Genomic DNA, 14,008 nt, shown 5'->3' with positions numbered 1-14,008 from the left:
TCGTCTGATCCGGGCGCCGCGGTCAGGACGAGGCGGTCGCGGAACGGGTGAGTGCCGGGATGTCGGCCCGGGCCGCGGCGCGGGCGCGGGCGACGGCTCCGATCGCGACGACGTCTGCCCCGAGCGGGGACGCGACGATCCGGGGGGCGGGCAGATCAAGGTGCCCCGGAGTCATCGTGAGCGTGGCGTCGAGGACGACGTCGATCCCGGCGGAGATCGCACCCGACACCACGACGAGCGACACGTCGAACAGGCTTCCGAAGATCCCGAGGATCGTGGCGAGGGCGAGTGCAACGCGATCGACGACGCGCCGTGCATCGGCGTCGCCCTGCCGTGCAAGGGCGAACACGAGTGGCGCATCGATCCGGTCGATCGGAACGTCGAGCAGACCCGAGTCCGGCGCGACGCTGCCCGACTCGATCGCCTCACGCGCCCACTCGGCGGCTCGGAACCCGAGCCCCCAGGCGCCGCCCACAGCGGGGATGTCGTCGAGGAACACCATCTCTCCCGCTCCGCCGTGCGCACCGCGCAGCAGCCGGCCGTCGATCACGATCCCGGCGCCGAGGCGATCGCCTGCCAGCAGCGACACGTAGTTGCTGCATCCCACCGCGGCGCCCCACGCTCCTTCGGCGACGGCGGCGAGCGACGCATCATTCTCGACGTGCACGATCGGCGCCCATTCCGAGATCAGGGCCGAGAAGTCGGGGTTCATCCGCGTCCAGAAGGTGTCGGGGTGCGCGGGAGACACGCCATCGGCATCCACGGGTGCGGGCACGCCGACGCACACGGCGACCACATCGGCGCGGCCGAGTCCGGCGCCGTCGAGGGCTCCGTCGATGGCGGCGGCGACCGCATCGCGCCGTTCGGGGGCCGAATCGTGCGTGCTGTCGAGGTCGACGTGCACGCGCACGATGTCGTCGCCGCGAAGGTCGGCCACGATGACGGTGACATGTGCGCGGCCGGCGTCGACTCCGACGATTGCGGCGGCATCCGCTCGCAGCTCGAATCGTCTCGCGGGCCTGCCTTTGCGGTAGTCACCGGCCACTCGCGCATTGGGGAGTTCGCGGAGGATGCCCCGATCGACCAGCTCGTCGATCACGTCGATGCTCGTGGAGCGGGTGAGACCCACTGCCGCCATGACATCCGTGGCGGTGAAGACAGAGGAATCCCACGCGAAGCCGGCCACGGCCGCGAGATTCGACCGCCGAAGCGACGTGGCGACCGCAGCGCCGGAGGCTGGATCGGACAAAAGACTTGACCTTCCTGGAGACCTACAGCATTATTGCGTCCATAAAGTTGATTCGCGTGATAAATCTAATCCCTGAAGAAACTGAGCGCCTCCCAAAGGCGGGGGAGAAAGGGACGACGACGTGCCTCGTTCTCACAGGACATCACTACGCCTTGCCAACCGGGCGGCCGTCTCGCGCACCGGCACGAACGGAAGGACGAAGGTGTCTGGAACCTCACGACGAAAGACCCGCGTACTCGCGGCGAGCCTCGCGCTCGTCCTCGCGGGCGGGGCGCTCGCGGCCTGCTCCGCCTCCGATGGCCGGGAGACGATTCGGTTCGCCTTCGCGAAGCCCGAGGCGATTCCCTACATGAAGGAGCTCGTCCAGAAGTACAACAGCTCGCAGGACAAGGTGAACGTGGTGCTCGACACCTCCGGCGTCGACGCCTTCTCGGCGGGGTTCGTTCGCGGCGACCCGCCCGACATCGGGCTGAACAACTACAACCAGGAGACGGCACGATTCATCCAGCGCTGCGCGATGTCGGATCTCTCCGGGACTGCGGCCGCGAAGAGCGTCCGGGAAGACCTGACACCCTTCATGGATCAGTTCGGCGTCTGCCCCGGCCGCACCAGCGCGATTCCGTACTCGATCATGGGCGCCGCGGTGATCTACAACAAAGAGATCTTCCAGAAGCAGGGACTCGACGTGCCCACCACGTGGGACGAGCTCATCGCCGTGTGCGAGAAGCTCAAGGCAGCGGGGATCACGCCGTTCTACGCGACCTTCGCCGACAGCTGGACGATCGGGCAGGGGTGGTACGACTACACCGTAGGCGGCACGCTCAACACGGTGGCATTCTTCGACGACCTCGCCAAGGAGGGCGTGAACGTCGGGCCGACCTCGCAGGTCTCATTCCAGAAGGATCAGGCTGCTCCCGTCGACAAGATGCTCGAGCTGTCGAAGTACGTCAACAAAGACGCCCCGAGTCGCGCCTACGGCGACGGCAACACGGCGATGGCCAAGGGCGAAGCCGCGATGTACATGCAGGGCCCGTGGGCGTTCGGCGAGATCGCGAAGGCGGCCCCCGACCTCCAGCTCGGCATGTTCCCGCTGCCGGTGACGAACAACGCCGGCGACCTCAAGGCCCGCATCAACATGGACCTCGCCGCGTGGATCCCCGAGGCCTCGAAACACCATGCCGCGGCGCGCGCGTTCCTCGAATACCTCTACCAGCCGGAGGTCATCAAGGCCTACAACGAGTCGCAACTGGGCTTCATGCCGACCAAGAACGCCCCGCCCGTCGCGGACGAGCGCATCCTCGGTCTCCAGAAGTACATCGACGCAGGGGAGATGTACCAGGGCTCGACGCAACTCGTGCCCCGAGCAATCCCGATCATGAACTACGTGCAGGCGATCATGCTCGGCAGCGATCCGGCGAAGATCCTCAGCAACATCGACGCCGACTACGCGCGGCTCGCTTACCGTCAGCAGTGATCCGGGAACGAAGGAGTCCCTCATGACAACCACCACGACCCCGCCCACCACCACGACCCTCATCACCCAGGGGACGCGCAAAGCGGGGCAGGCCCGCCCGCGCCGCCGGGTCGAGCCCATCTACTACTGGTTCCTCGTTCCCACTCTGGTCCTGTTCACGCTGGCGATCACGGTCCCCGCGGTGATCGGCATCTTCTTCAGCTTCACCAACTCGATCGGACTCGGGGAGTGGAAGTTCGTCGGGCTGACGAACTACATCGCGCTGTGGAGCGACCCGCTGATCGTCCAGAGCTACCTGTTCACGTTCGGGTTCTCGCTCGTGACGGTCATCGCGGTGAACATCATCGCCCTGCTCCTGGCGGTGGCGCTGACCTCGCGGATCCGCCTCAAGACGCCGTTGCGCACGATCTTCGTGATCCCGATGGTGATCTCGGGCATCATCATCTCGTTCGTCTTCAAGTTCCTGTTCTCGAACTCGCTGCCGGCATTCGGCAACATCTCTGGCATCGCGTGGCTGCAGGAGAGCATCCTCGCCAAACCGGACTGGGCGTGGCTCGCGATCGTCATCGTCACGGCATGGCAGGCGATCCCCGGGGCGCTCCTCATCTACATTGCGGGCATCCTGTCGATCCCGGGCGAGGTGTACGAAGCGGCCGACATCGACGGGGCCAGCAAGGTGCAGCAGCTCACGCGCATCACCGTCCCGCTCATGTTCGGCTACATCGTGATAAACGTGATCCTGGGCTTCAAGGGCTTCCTGAACGCTTACGACATCATCAAGGGACTCACGGGCGGCGGCCCCGGAACGTCGACGTACAGCATCGCGATGACGGTCGTCTCAGGACTCACCACCGGCGACTACGCCTATCAGATGGCCAACGCGACGGTCTTCTTCGTCATCACGGTCGTCATCGCCATCGTCCAACTCTCGATCACGCGCGGAAGGAGCGCCCTCTGATGTCTGTTCAGCCAGCTCTTGTCTTCGAATCGATCGAGGCCACGGAGGTTCTCGAAGACGTCGCACCCCAACCCGCCAAGAGCCGCTTCAGCATGGAGCGGGTCAACTGGTCGGGCACCATCATCCTGATCCTCTGCGCCGTCACGGTCATCCTGCCGCTGTACGTGACGCTCACGATGGCGTTCAAGACGAGCGCTCAGGCCGTCGACGGCAACGCCTTCTCGCTGCCGGCGCCGTTCAGCATCGAAGGCTTCGTCGCAGCGTGGAATCTGACGAACTTCCCGGTCGGGGCGGCGATGTCGCTGCTGGTCACGGCGGGCACGGTCGTCGCGACGATCTTCCTCGCGGCGTTCGCCTCGTTCGCGATCGTCCGCAATTGGGATCGCAAGTTCTTCCGCTTCTCGTTCTTCTACCTGCTCGCTGCCATGTTCATCCCGTTCCCGGTCGTGGCGCTTCCGCAGGTGCAGATGACGGGTCTCGTCGGGCTGGCCAACCCGTTCGGCGTGATCATCCTCGCGACCATGTTCCAGCTGAGCTTCAGCGTGCTGCTGTTCACGGCTTTCCTGCGCTCGATCCCGTTCGAGCTGGAGGAGAGCGCGCGCATCGACGGGGCGACGACCTGGCAGACCTTCTGGCACATGATCTTTCCGCTGCTCGCGCCGATGAGTGCGACGATCGGCATCTTCGCGTTCCTGTACGCGTGGAACGACTTCATGATGCCGTCGCTGATCATCGCCGACCCCGCGCTGCAGACGCTTCCCGTGCTGCAGTCGCTGTTCCAGTCACAGTTCAGCAACAACTACAACGTGTCGTTCGCCTCTTACCTGATGGCCATGGCGCCTGCCATCGTCGTCTACCTGTTCACCCAGCGCTGGGTGATGGAGGGGGTGACGCAGGGTGCCGTCAAGGGCTGACCTGCACTCGAACCGCATCACCGATGACCCCGACTGGTGGCGGCAGGCCGTCGTCTACCAGATCTACCCGCGCAGCTTCGCCGACGGCACGGGCGACGGGATCGGCGACCTGCCGGGCGTGACATCGAGAGTGGATTATCTCGCGGCCCTCGGCATCGACGCGGTGTGGCTGAGCCCGTTCTATCCGTCCGCGCTCGCCGACGGGGGCTACGACGTCGACGACTACCGCGACGTCGATCCACGCCTCGGAACCCTGGCCGACTTCGACGTGATGGTTTCGGCACTGCACGGTGCCGGCATCCGAGTCGTCGTCGACATCGTGCCGAACCACACATCCAACCGGCACGCGTGGTTCCAGGAGGCGCTCACGGCTCCGGCCGGCTCGGCGGCGCGAGACCGCTACATCTTCCGCGACGGACGCGGTTCTGACGGGTCGGAGCCGCCGACCGACTGGGAGTCGTTCTTCGGCGGATCCGCGTGGGCGCAGGTGCCGGACGGCCAGTGGTACCTGCACTTCTTCGCCATCGAGCAGCCCGACCTGAACTGGCGCAATCCCGATGTCCGGGAGGACTTCCTGCGCACGCTCCGGTTCTGGGCGGATCGAGGAGTGGACGGCTTCCGCATCGACGTCGCCCACATGCTCACGAAGGATCTCAGTGAGCCTTTGCCGAGCAAGGCCGAACTCGATGCGCGTCCGGTCGACGGCTCGCATCCGGTCATGGACCGCGACGACGTGCACGAGATCTACGCGCAGTGGCGCAGCGTGTTCAACGAGTACGACCCGCCCCGCACCGCTGTCGCGGAAGCCTGGGTGGCGCGCCCCCGACGCACCAGGTACGCGAGCGCGGAGGGGCTCGGACAGGCGTTCAACTTCGACCTGCTGCAAGCGGACTTCGACGCCGCCCAGTTCCGCCACGTCGTCGCGGACAATCTCGCGCTCGTCGAGGAGTCGGGATCATCGTCGACCTGGGTGCTGTCGAACCATGACGTAGTGCGCCATGCGACGCGCTACGGACTGCCGGACGCCGAGCGCGGGTCTAAGGGAGAGCCCACCGTCAAGCACGGCAACGACTGGCTGCTCTCGCGAGGTCGCACGCCGGTGCTCGACCGCGAAGCAGGCACGCGACGCGCCCGCGCCGCGGTGCTGTTCGTGCTGGGTCTGCCCGGATCCGCATATCTGTACCAGGGCGAGGAGCTGGGACTGCACGAGGTCGCCGACATCCCCGACGGCGACCGGCAGGATCCGACCTACTTCCGCAGCCCCGGCATCGACGTCGGACGGGACGGATGCCGCGTGCCCCTGCCGTGGCGGCACGTCGGAAGGTCGCTGGGCTTCGGCTCCGATGGCGCCCACCTACCCCAGCCGGAGTGGTTCGCGCCGCTTGCCGTCGACGTCCAAGAGGAGGATCCCGCGTCGATGCTCTGGCTCTACCGCCGTGCGCTGGCGCTGCGCGCTCGGCTGCAGGCCGCCGAGGATCTCGAGTGGATCGACACCGGCCGCGATGACGTGCTGCGGTTCCGCCGTCCCGGGGGGTGGGATGTCCTCACCGCGTTCGGCCCCGAGCCGTTCGCGTTCGAGGTGCGCGACGAGGTCTTCGCGAGTTCACCGCTGGAGGCGGACGGCCTGCTCCCCGGTGCCACTACGGCGTGGATCCACCCCCGCCAGGATTGACCGCGAGCGCTGAAGCGCAGAGACGGATGCCGCGACCGGATCGGTCGCGGCATCCATGCTCCCGGGGGTGGGAACTCGCGGGCCTCTCGGCGCGCGCTGGTCTACGCTCGGCGGTTTCCGCTGATGACGCGGAACAGGAAGACGATCAGAGCGATGACGCCTACGACGATCGCGACCCACAGCAGCCAGCTCAACGCAGAGTTGAGACCGCCGAAGATTGCGAGGATGACCGCGATGACGATGATGATGATGAGGGCGAGGTTCATGTCGGGTACTCCTTCTGTCGCCGGGCGGACGCCCAATGGCGCATCCCGGATGCCTCGTGGGCACGCCTCGACCCTCGCACCGGCACGGGACTGCGAGGGAGGGGGTTGACGACCCCGGATCCGCGGTGATATCGCCGAGCCCAGTCATCGGCGCTTAATCGCGCACTCGGATGCTGTCAACCCCCTCAAGCGCCGCAAGCCGGGCTCATAATCTCTCGAAATGACCGTGACGAACGATCCGCGCTCGGCGTCCTGCCCGTCACGGGCGGAAAGGTCTCTGACCACGACGAAGGGAGCGGACGATGCCCGGTGGGCGTGGATCCAGCCTGAAGAACCGAGAACTGTACGAGGAGCTGCGCAACGAGGGCGCCTCGAAAGAGAAGGCCGCGCGCATCTCGAACGCCGTCGCGGCGGAAGGGGCTGAGAACGTCGGCCGGCGCGGGGGCGAGTCCGGCGACTACGACGACTGGACCGTCGACAGGCTCCGGGCGCGCGCGAAGGAGCTCGGCATCCGGGGGTACTCCGGCAAGCGCAAGTCGGAGCTCATCTCGATGCTCCGCACCCACTGAGCGGACGCGGCCAGCGCGTGCCGCGACTGGTCCGGGTGCGCCCCGGCGACTCACCCGGCTTCCGACGCGTCCGCTCCGGAAGCGGCTTCCGCTATGTCGACGCGCATGGCTCCGCCGTGCCGGAAGCCGACCGGGAGCGGATCCACGGGCTCGTCATCCCCCCGGCATGGGAGGACGTCTGGATCTCGGCCGAACCGTACGGTCACATCCAGGTGGTCGGCGTGGACGAGGCCGGCAGGCGTCAGTACCTTTACCACCCGCAGTGGCGCGCGCGACGCGACCGTGGCAAGTTCGCTCGTGCCCTCGCGCTCGCCGAGGCGCTCCCCCGCGCGCGCGGCCGCGTGACGACGGCGCTGCGCCACGAGGGGCTCGCGCGCGAGCGGGTGCTCGCCACGGCCTTCCGGCTGCTCGACGAGGCGGCGCCGCGCATCGGGTCGGCGCGATATCTCGAGCGGCACGGCAGCCGCGGGCTGACGACACTGCAGAGGCGGGATGCCGTCGTCGACGGGTCGGTCGTGACGCTGTCGTTCCCCGGCAAGAGCGGCAAGCGAGCCCTGATCGAGATCCACGACGGCGAGCTCGCGGTCGTGATGGCGCAGCTGGCCGTGGGCCGCCCGCGCTCCGCGCTGCTCTCGTACCAGCGAGGTCAGCGGCGGGTGCCGCTGACGCCGGCGGACGTGAATGCGCACGTCCGGTCGCTCACGGGCGGCTCGTTCACGGCGAAGGACTTCCGCACGCTGCGCGGGACGATCTTCGCGGCGGAGGCGCTGGCGCGCATCGGGACGGTCGACACCGACAAGGACCGCAAGCGGGCCGAGCGACTGGCGGTCACGGCGACCGCGGCGGCGCTCGGGAATACGCCCGCGGTCGCCCGGGGAAGCTACATAGATCCGCGGATCTGGAAGGCCTACCGACGCGGCCGGCTTCTCGACCTGGGGGTCTCGCCGGAGTCGGCCATCCAGCGGCTGATCCTCGAGTGACGACCGGCAGCGGCCGGTCGTCTGCGCCCGCGAAGGACGGCCGGTAGCGTGAGCGGGTGACGACTGCTCCCGGCCCCGTCGGCGGTGCGCCCGATCGGGGCGCGCGCCTTGCGATCCTCGGGCTGGTGGTCGCCGGCGGCGCGGTGGGCGTGCTCGCGCGTGCGGCACTGCTTCTTCCGGTGACCGATCCCGCGGCCATCCCCTGGGTGACGGCCGTGATCAACGCGGCCGGGTCGTTCCTGCTCGGCGTCGTCGTCGGCTGGCTGGATGGCCGGCATCCTCGAGCGCGGGCATTCGTCGGAACCGGCGTGCTCGGCGGATTCACGACCTACAGCGCCTTCGCCGTGCAGACCGTGGCGGTGGGCGGCGATGCTCCCGGGATCGCGGTCGGGCTGGTGGTCGCATCGGTGGGCGCCGGATTCCTCGGCGCGATCATCGGGCTGTTCGTCGGGCGCAGAATCGCAGACGTCCCCGGCGAGATCGAGCCGCCGGAGTCCGCCGAATGACACTCGGGCTCGTGTTCGCAGCCGCGGTCGCGGGCGGGATGGGCGCCGGGCTCCGCTACCTCGTGGATGCGGTCGTCATCCGCGGCCGCGAAGGGGCGTTCCCGCTCGGCATCCTTGTCGTGAATGTCACCGGGTCGCTCGCGCTCGGAATCCTCGTCGGGCTCGGCGCCGCGATCGCACCGCCGGCGCTCGTGATGGTCGTCGGCACCGGGCTGCTGGGCGGCTATACGACGTTCAGCACCGTGTCGGTGGAGACGGCGCTGCTCCTCCAGCGCCGGCGACGGCGCGCCGCGGTGGTGAACATCGTCGGCACGCTCGTGCTGGCGCTCGCGGCGGCAGGGCTCGGCATGCTCATCGGCGGAGCGGTTGCCGCTCTCGCGGGAGGGTGACCGCGCACAGCGTCCTCTCGGCTGATCCGAAGGAATCGGCGTGAAATACTGGGAACTCGATACATCTCCGTATCGGCCGCGCCGCGGCATCCGTCGGGTCGTCGATCCGGCACTCACATCCGCACCATCTTCGCGAAGGCCTCCCGTGTCGAACCTCGCCGTCTTGAGCCTCAGGAACCGCGCGCTCATCGCCCTCATCACGATCGTCGTCGCGGTGTTCGGGGGGCTCGCCCTGACCAGCCTCAAGCAGGAGCTCATCCCCTCGATCGAGTTCCCCGCGCTGGTCGTCGTCTCGACGTACCCCGGCGCCTCGCCCGAGGTCGTCAACCACGATGTCTCGACTCCCATCGAGAAGGCGATCCAGGGAGTGCCAGGACTCGAATCGTCCACAGCCACGAGCACGACGAACGCCTCCATCGTGCAGGCCTCGTTCACATACGGCACGGATCTCGCCACGGCCGAGCAGAAGATGACCCAGGCGATCAACCGGATCTCGAGCCAGCTTCCGTCGGGGGTGGAGCCGAACGTCATCTCGGCGAGCATCGACGACTTCCCCGTCATCCAGGTGGCGGTCACCGGCTACAACGACGCCGAGACGATCCAGGCGAAGCTCGAGGCGAGCGTCGTTCCCGCCCTCGAAGACGTCCACGGGGTCAACGCGGCGCAGATCGTCGGCGGTGTGGGCCAGCGCGTCACGATCACACCCGACCCGGCGAAGCTCGCGGCTGCCGGGTACACCCAGCAGGCGATCCACGACGCGCTGGATCAGAACGGCGTGCTGTTCCCGGGCGGCGACATCACCGAGAACGATCAGACGCTCACGGTTCAGACCGGCTCCAAGATCACGTCGGTGGACGAGATCGCGGCCCTGCCGCTCGTGCCGTCGACGGCGGGTCAGGTCCAGGCAGGCGCAGTCACGATCGGGGATGTCGCCACCGTCGAGCAGAACCAGGACCCGGTCACGACGATCTCGCGGGTCGACGGCAAGCCGGCGATCACCATCGCCGTGACGAAGCTCCCGTCCGCGAACACGGTGGACGTGTCGAAGGGCGTGCGCGCAGTCCTGCCGGACCTCGAGAAGAGCCTGAACGGTGCGACGTTCACGGTCGTGTTCGACCAGGCGCCCTACATCCAGCAGTCGATCGACAGTCTGGCCATCGAGGGGCTCCTCGGCCTCTTCTTCGCCGTCATCGTCATCCTGATCTTCCTGATGTCGGTCCGGGCGACGCTCGTCACGGCGATCTCCATCCCGACGAGCGTGCTCATCACGTTCATCGGCATCCAGGCGTTCGGCTTCTCGCTGAACATCCTGACCCTGGGTGCGCTCACGATCGCGATCGGGCGCGTGGTCGACGACTCCATCGTCGTCATCGAGAACATCAAACGTCACTATGTCGGGGATGCCGACAAGAAGGCGTCGATCCTGCGCGCCGTGCACGAGGTCGCCACCGCCGTCACGTCGTCGACGATCACCACGGTCGCCGTGTTCCTGCCGATCGCCTTCGTCGGCGACATCACGGGCGAGCTCTTCCGCCCGTTCGCCCTGACCATCACGATCGCGATGACCGCTTCGCTGCTCGTCGCCTTGACGATCGTGCCCGTGCTCGCCTACTGGTTCCTGCGCCCGGGCAAGCCACTGCTGGACGAGCAGGGTCGTGAAGTCGACCCCGAGGCGTGGGATGCTCCGCCGAGCCGACTGCAGAAGGGCTACCTGCCGATTCTGCGATGGACGCTGCGCCACTCGTGGGTCACGCTCGGCCTTGCGGCTCTCGTCCTCGTCGGCACGATCGCTGCCGCGCCGTTGATGAAGACGAACTTCCTCGGCGACTCGGGCCAGAACACCTTCACGATGACGCAGAGCATCGGGCCTGCTCCCAGCCTCGACGCCGAGGACGCCGCCGCCAAGCAGGTCGAAGACGCGCTGAAGGGCATCGACGGCATCGAGACCGTCCAGGTCTCCATCGGATCGAGCGGATCCGCACTGCGAGATGCGTTCTCGGGAGGCGGCAGCGGCATCACGTACTCGATCACGACGGACCCCGACGTCGACCAGGTGCAGCTTCGCCAAGACGTTCAGGCGGCGGTCGCCGCCCTCGACAACGCGGGCACCATCACGGTCGCCGGCTCCGGCGGCGGCTTCGGCTCGAGCGACATCGCCGTCGACGTGACAGCCCCCGACTCGGCGACCCTGAAGGAGGCGACGGATGCCGTCGTCACCGCGGTCTCGAATGCCGACGGCATCGGCCAGGTGTCGAGCAACCTCTCGGCATCCCTCCCCTACATCTCGGTGACCGTCGACCGCGACAAGGCCGCACAGCTCGGCCTGTCGGAAGTCACGGTCGGCGCGCTCGTGTCCAACACGATGCGGCCCCAGGACATCGGGACGGTCGAGATCGATGACACCTCGCTGACCGTGTACCTCGCCGCGTCGCAGACGCCGGCCACGGTGGACGAGCTGAGCGCGCTCACCATTCCCTCGGCGACCGGCCCCGTGCAGCTCTCGCAGGTCGCCACCGTTAAGCAGAGCGAGGGTCCGACCTCGATCACGACGCAAGGCGGCCAGCGGACCGCCACCGTGACGGCGACGCCGTCGACCGACAACCTGCAGGCGGCCTCGGCGGCCGTCACGGCCGCGCTCAAGGACGCACAGCTTCCGGCGTCCGCCGATGCCACGCTCGGCGGCGTCGTTTCCCAGCAGTCGGATGCGTTCTCGCAGCTCGGTCTGGCGCTGCTGGCCGCGATCCTCATCGTGTACATCGTCATGGTCGCAACCTTCAAGTCGCTGCGCCAGCCGCTGCTGCTGCTGGTCTCGGTGCCGTTCGCCGCGACCGGCGCGATCCTGCTGCAGATCGCGACAGGGGTGCCGCTCGGCGTCGCCTCGCTGATCGGCGTGCTGATGCTCATCGGCATCGTGGTGACCAATGCCATCGTCCTCGTCGATCTCGTGAACCAGTACCGCACGAAGGGCCTCACTGCCCACGACGCGACCGTGGCGGGCGGCTCCCGACGTCTTCGCCCCATCCTCATGACGGCGCTCGCGACGATCTTCGCCCTGACTCCGATGGCTCTGGGCATCACCGGCCACGGCGGATTCATCTCGCAGCCGCTCGCGATCGTCGTCATCGGCGGTCTGATCTCGTCGACGGTGCTCACCCTGCTGGTGCTTCCCACGCTCTACAACCTCGTCGAGGGTGCCAAGGAGCGCCGCGCGGCGCGTCGCGCCGAGAACGCGGATGCCGCAGGCCCGGCACTCGAGCCCGAACCCGTGCTCGTCGGTGCTGCCGTCGGCGCGAGCGGCTCGGCCGCGGTGCTTACGCGTCGCGAGCTGCGGACGCGCGAGGCCGGAACCGCCGCTACGGCAGCAGTCGTCGTGCCGATGATCGAGGAGGATCCCGACATCGAGGTCCCCGAGGCTGCGGCCGCGGCCGTGGAGGCTGGAGCCGAGTCGGAGCCCGCCGCGGACGCTGAGCCCGCCGAGGGGTCTGGGTCCGAGCCTGAGGCAGCGCCGGAGCCCGAGGCCGAGGGTCGGTCCGACACTGACGCGGAGGCGGGGTCCGAGCCGGAGCCCGAGGCGGGGCCTCAGCCCGAAGCCCATGCCGAAGCCGAAGCCGAAGCCGAGCCCGAGGCGGCGGTCGAGCCGGTCCGTACGCCTGCTGAAGAGTCCGAGCCCGAGGCGGCGGTCGAGCCGGTCTCTACGCCTGCTGAAGAGTCCGAGCCTGAGGCTTCGGAGCCCGAGCCCGAGCAGCACCACGATCCGGATCGCGAGAACCCCGACCACTCCGAGTAGTCGAGGCGCACGACCGATCAGACGGCGGGCCGCGACGCGGGAGCCACCACGAGCCCCGAGCCCCGGCACCGTTCGAAGTGACTATTCGTGCTGTCCCGCGACCCCGAGGAAGCGGATGAACACCGCGATCCACCCGAAGATCAGCGCGAAGACGATGATCTCGAACGCGGTCAGCGAGAAGTAGCCGACCGCCGGGATGAACAGCACGATCGAGGCCACCAGCGCGCCGAGGAACGACCACGCCGACACGAAGTAGGTGCGCGGCATCCCGCGCAGGAACCGCGGACCGCCGATGAGCAGCACCATGAAAATGATGGCCATCCCCGACGCCGACAGATTGTGCACGGTCATGTTCACATCGACAGGGCACAGGCCGACGCCGGCGAGCATCACCCCCATTATCACGAAGAGGGTCGAGACCGTCCGTGGCGAGGACCGGTTCGACAGTCGCCCGGCGTCCACCAGGGTGTGCATGTCATTCGCGATGTAGACGGCGAATGTGGTGACCAGCAGGCCTCCGGCGATCAGGGTTCCGTTGAAGATCCAGCTCGACATGTCGTCGAACGTGCCGAGGTGGCTGAAGTGCACCTGCCACCACTCCTTGTCGGGGGTGGTCACCATCGCGGTCAGCGTGCCGAGCACGATGAAGGCCATGAGCAGCGACGACATCCGCTGCGTGGTCATGCGCGAAACGGACAGGAAGACGATGTAGGCCGTCATCCCGAGCGTGACGGCCATCAGGACGATGGCCCAGAACGCGACGATGGGGAGGTCGACGAACCCGAGGGCCAGCACGAGATACACCACGTAGGTCGCGAGGTACGCGAGCGCGGTGTGGACGATGACCACCGAGATGGTGTTGACCGTGAACTTCCACGGCGCGAGCGAGCGGCGCCATTCCTGCCCGGGGCGCCGCCGAGAACCCCAGTAGCCGATCGCCGAGATGGCGGCCGCGATCACACTCGATCCGATCGCGGCGAACACCCCGAACGACCACTCGCCGTTCAGCGGCAGCTGCGGGTAGATGAGCGAGACGATGAGGCCGTAGAGTCCGCCGACGACGCCCGACAGCAGTGCGAGATAGACCGCCGCCGACTCGACCCGCAGCAGAGGCGGGGGTGATGCGGCGTCCGTGAGGGCGGAGGATGAGGCGAGGAAGTCGGTGCTCATGGCGCCAGTGTAAGACCGGCGGGAGAGGTCGAAGGCGGTGCGCGTGCGACGCGCCGAACCGGTTGCCTGCCCGC

The 14,008-nt window shown here is 67.9% G+C and carries 12 protein-coding genes; 9 read left to right on the top strand and 3 right to left on the bottom strand.

The annotated features are described in order from the left end of the window. Window positions 1-22: 22 nt before the first annotated feature. Window positions 23-1,249 (bottom strand): ROK family protein, encoded by a 1,227-nt coding sequence (locus ABD212_RS07820; protein WP_344093085.1) that lies wholly within the window; start codon window positions 1,247-1,249, stop codon window positions 23-25. Window positions 1,250-1,451: 202 nt separating this feature from the next. On the opposite strand from ABD212_RS07820, the gene ABD212_RS07815 reads away from it, so the two are divergent. The 4 genes from ABD212_RS07815 (at window position 1,452) to ABD212_RS07800 (ending at window position 6,267) form a co-directional block, all read left to right on the top strand. Then, window positions 1,452-2,723 carry an ABC transporter substrate-binding protein gene (locus tag ABD212_RS07815; RefSeq protein WP_344093083.1) on the top strand — a complete coding sequence of 424 codons (1,272 nt, stop codon included), beginning with the start codon at window positions 1,452-1,454 and terminating at the stop codon, window positions 2,721-2,723. Between the two features lie 22 nt (window positions 2,724-2,745). After that, complete coding sequence (locus tag ABD212_RS07810) at window positions 2,746-3,681, top strand: carbohydrate ABC transporter permease (protein WP_344093081.1); 936 nt, start codon at window positions 2,746-2,748, stop codon at window positions 3,679-3,681. Between the two features lie 92 nt (window positions 3,682-3,773). After that, window positions 3,774-4,595, top strand: a complete 822-nt coding sequence (locus ABD212_RS07805; protein ID WP_344094118.1) for a carbohydrate ABC transporter permease — start codon at window positions 3,774-3,776, stop codon at window positions 4,593-4,595. Then, window positions 4,579-6,267 carry a glycoside hydrolase family 13 protein gene (locus ABD212_RS07800; RefSeq protein ID WP_344093079.1) on the top strand — a complete coding sequence of 563 codons (1,689 nt, stop codon included), beginning with the start codon at window positions 4,579-4,581 and terminating at the stop codon, window positions 6,265-6,267. The genes ABD212_RS07805 and ABD212_RS07800 overlap by 17 nt, the downstream gene beginning before the upstream one ends. A gap of 101 nt (window positions 6,268-6,368) precedes the next feature. Here ABD212_RS07800 and ABD212_RS07795 read toward each other — a convergent pair whose 3' ends face one another. After that, the gene (locus ABD212_RS07795) at window positions 6,369-6,533 is read right to left on the bottom strand and encodes a hypothetical protein (protein ID WP_344093077.1); all 165 of its coding nucleotides are present in this window, start codon (window positions 6,531-6,533) and stop codon (window positions 6,369-6,371) included. A 302-nt stretch (window positions 6,534-6,835) separates the two neighbouring features. Between ABD212_RS07795 and ABD212_RS07790 the strand changes: the two genes are divergently transcribed. The 5 genes from ABD212_RS07790 to ABD212_RS07770 all read left to right on the top strand — a co-directional run bounded on the left by ABD212_RS07790 (window position 6,836) and on the right by ABD212_RS07770 (window position 12,764). Then, window positions 6,836-7,102, top strand: coding sequence for a DUF7218 family protein (locus ABD212_RS07790; RefSeq protein ID WP_344093075.1), 267 nt, complete (start codon window positions 6,836-6,838; stop codon window positions 7,100-7,102). A gap of 17 nt (window positions 7,103-7,119) precedes the next feature. After that, window positions 7,120-8,082, top strand: coding sequence for a DNA topoisomerase IB (locus ABD212_RS07785; RefSeq protein ID WP_344093073.1), 963 nt, complete (start codon window positions 7,120-7,122; stop codon window positions 8,080-8,082). A 56-nt stretch (window positions 8,083-8,138) separates the two neighbouring features. Beyond that, entirely contained in the window at window positions 8,139-8,588 is a 450-nt protein-coding gene (locus tag ABD212_RS07780; protein ID WP_344093071.1) for a fluoride efflux transporter FluC, read from the top strand. Continuing rightward, window positions 8,585-8,977: a fluoride efflux transporter CrcB gene (gene crcB / locus ABD212_RS07775; protein WP_344093070.1), complete on the top strand. Its 393-nt coding sequence runs from the start codon at window positions 8,585-8,587 to the stop codon at window positions 8,975-8,977. Before ABD212_RS07780 ends, crcB begins: the two co-directional genes overlap by 4 nt. Window positions 8,978-9,122: 145 nt before the next feature. After that, entirely contained in the window at window positions 9,123-12,764 is a 3,642-nt protein-coding gene (locus tag ABD212_RS07770) for an efflux RND transporter permease subunit (RefSeq protein ID WP_344093068.1), read from the top strand. Window positions 12,765-12,845: 81 nt separating this feature from the next. On the opposite strand, the gene ABD212_RS07765 is transcribed toward ABD212_RS07770, so the two are convergent. Beyond that, window positions 12,846-13,934 (bottom strand): DUF998 domain-containing protein, encoded by a 1,089-nt coding sequence (locus tag ABD212_RS07765; protein WP_344093065.1) that lies wholly within the window; start codon window positions 13,932-13,934, stop codon window positions 12,846-12,848. Window positions 13,935-14,008: the final 74 nt, after the last annotated feature.

The organism is Microbacterium deminutum (assembly GCF_039530205.1).
In the GTDB taxonomy this organism is placed as follows: domain Bacteria; phylum Actinomycetota; class Actinomycetes; order Actinomycetales; family Microbacteriaceae; genus Microbacterium; species Microbacterium deminutum.
This window is presented reverse-complemented; position numbering and strand designations above follow the sequence as displayed.